The sequence below is a fragment of the Rhodopirellula maiorica SM1 genome, assembly GCF_000346295.1.
GTDB lineage: Bacteria > Planctomycetota > Planctomycetia > Pirellulales > Pirellulaceae > Novipirellula > Novipirellula maiorica.
Genome location: NZ_ANOG01000682.1, coordinates 1 through 2,312, shown reverse-complemented (window position 1 = coordinate 2,312; position 2,312 = coordinate 1). Strand labels below are relative to the sequence as shown.

2 protein-coding genes and 2 pseudogenes are annotated in these 2,312 nt (G+C 54.8%); all 4 read left to right on the top strand.

The genetic code is table 11. The features are described from left to right. Positions 1-376: pseudogene (locus RMSM_RS41185) on the top strand (hypothetical protein); the annotation flags it as partial. Between the two features lie 126 nt (positions 377-502). Beyond that, on the top strand, positions 503-1,204 hold the full coding sequence (locus tag RMSM_RS21920; protein ID WP_008701481.1) for a hypothetical protein: 702 nt from the start codon (positions 503-505) through the stop codon (positions 1,202-1,204). After that, positions 1,201-2,046, top strand: coding sequence for a sugar phosphate isomerase/epimerase family protein (locus RMSM_RS21915; RefSeq protein ID WP_008701479.1), 846 nt, complete (start codon positions 1,201-1,203; stop codon positions 2,044-2,046). The genes RMSM_RS21920 and RMSM_RS21915 overlap by 4 nt, the downstream gene beginning before the upstream one ends. 4 nt (positions 2,047-2,050) lie before the next feature. After that, positions 2,051-2,312: pseudogene (locus RMSM_RS21910) on the top strand (histidine kinase); the annotation flags it as partial.

The following is a 2,312-nucleotide window of genomic DNA, read 5'->3' as shown; positions in this document are numbered from 1 at the left end:
GGCCAAGACTATCATGGTAGCCGAGCGAGGCAAATGGTCGGGATCGCGATCGCGATCGGTTTTGACGCTGAATCTGATTCTCAACGCGATGTTGTTGCCGATTTTTGGATTGCAAGGTGCCGTGATCGCGACCTTGTGCGCGCATGGGACCGTGATGCTTGGAATAGGGATCGCAATGGCGTGGTGCGGATTCAAGTTTGACTTGACCATGATCGCGATCAGCCTCTTGCCCGCCAGTTTGATGTTGGGACCGGCAGTCGCCATCGCGAGCGTTTGCACCGTGATCTTCATCAGCCCCCAAATCAAAACATGGCTGGTCGAAGACCTATCCCCGATCGCCGCGAAATTCAGCCGTCCTGCGACGCTGTGGTCGTAACTCGGTGGAACCGATTCTTCGCGAGCGAGGCGTATTGAAGCGCCCCAGCGAAAATTGCTCCAGTGAATTTCTCGCGATTTTCTGCTGACCTGCCACCTCGTTTAAAATCTTGGTAGGCTACGCCGCATGAATTTCCTGAGCCACGCATTGCCCTACTTTGACCAACCGCTGAAGGCAGCCGGTACGGCGGTTCCCGATTGGTTAAGCGTGGTGGATCGTAAAATCCGGGCACGGCGGCGGCATGCCATGCTGTGGACTGCGGACGAAGATCCCGACGTCCGCGACGTCGCGTCAGGAATTATTCAACATGTCGACGACGACCAGTGGTTTCATGCCACCCAAGCCTTTGTCGAAACCAACCTGACGCTGGCGATCCAGCTTCGCGATCTAATGCCCGGCGACGCCGGTTTTCGGCCCACCTTTGTCGGCCATATTTTGATCGAAATATTGCTCGATTCCTTTTGGATTCGTGACGATCCCACGACCGTCGACCGCTACTATGGCTTGCTAAGCGATCTGTCGTCCGAGAAAATCCAGGCCTGTGTCAACAAAATCACGGGCAAACCGACGAACCAGCTCGCCAAAGCGATCGACCGTTTTATCGAATTGCGGTTCTTGTACGACTACCTCGACAATGACAAACTCTTGTTTCGGCTCAATCAAGTGATGAGCCGCGTTGGGCTTGCGGCTTTACCTCCCCAAGTTGGCCAATGGCTCTCGCAAGCGTCCACGTTGGTCGAGTCGCGTCGAACGCAATTATTGACACCACCGGCGGGCGAGTCACCTTTCCCCACGCTTCAACACTCCCACTCGATAGGCAAACAATGAAATACGGCATGAACCTCCTTCTGTGGTCCGGCGAAGTCACCGACGAACTGATGCCTGTTTGCGAACAACTGAAATCGGCTGGCTACGACGGAGTCGAGTTGCCGATGTTCAACATCGACCTCGACTATGCAGCGATTGGCAAGCAGCTTGACGATATTGGTCTAGCTCGCACCGCAGTCACTATTCGCGGGGAAGAAGACAACCCGATTTCGCCCGACGCCAGCGTGCGTGCGAAGGGAATCGAGTTGACGAAAAAGACGTTGGACTGCTGTGCAGCCGCAGGCGTGGAAACTTTGGTCGGCCCTTACCACTCGGCGATCGGCGTGTTCAGTGGTGCAGGGCCTACTGCAGACGAATGGAAGTGGGGCGTCGAAAGCATGCGAGCGGTCGCCGAACATGCTGGCGATGTCGGTGTAAAATTAGGCGTCGAGGCGTTAAACCGTTTCGAGTGCTACCTGCTCAACTGTCATGCTGATTCGACCCGGTTTGTTCGTGACGTGGACCATCCCGCATGCGGAATGATGTACGATACTTTCCACAGCAACATCGAAGAAAAGGGAATCAAAGACGCGGTCAAAGTCGGTGGCGACAAACTGTATCACGTCCACATCAGCGAAAACGATCGTGGCACACCAGGCGAAGGCCATGTTCGCTGGGACGAAAATTTTGATGCTCTCGCTGAAATGGGCTACGACGGCTGGATGGTCATCGAAGCATTCGGGTTGGCGCTTCCGGAAATCGCCGCCGCAACCAAAATTTGGCGCCGCATGTTCAAGGATGAAATCACATTGGCCACGGAAGGCTTAAAATTCATGAAGAACGAAGTCGAGAAACGCAAGTAATCCGATGACCAATGCCCCCGCTGATCTCGTGCTGTTTCTGTCCGGCGATTTAATGTTCGCATCACGCGTGCGTGGTGCGGCAGAGAATGCCGGGCTGCAATTCAAGTTCAGCGGAAATTTGCCTGACGGGGATCTCGATTCGGTGGCCTACGCGATCATCGATTTGTCAACGCGAAGCAAATTGATCCCTGATGTCGTAGGTCAAATTGCGTCTCGCTGCCCGCAGGCAAAAGTGATTGCCTACGGACCTCACGTTCAAGTCAACC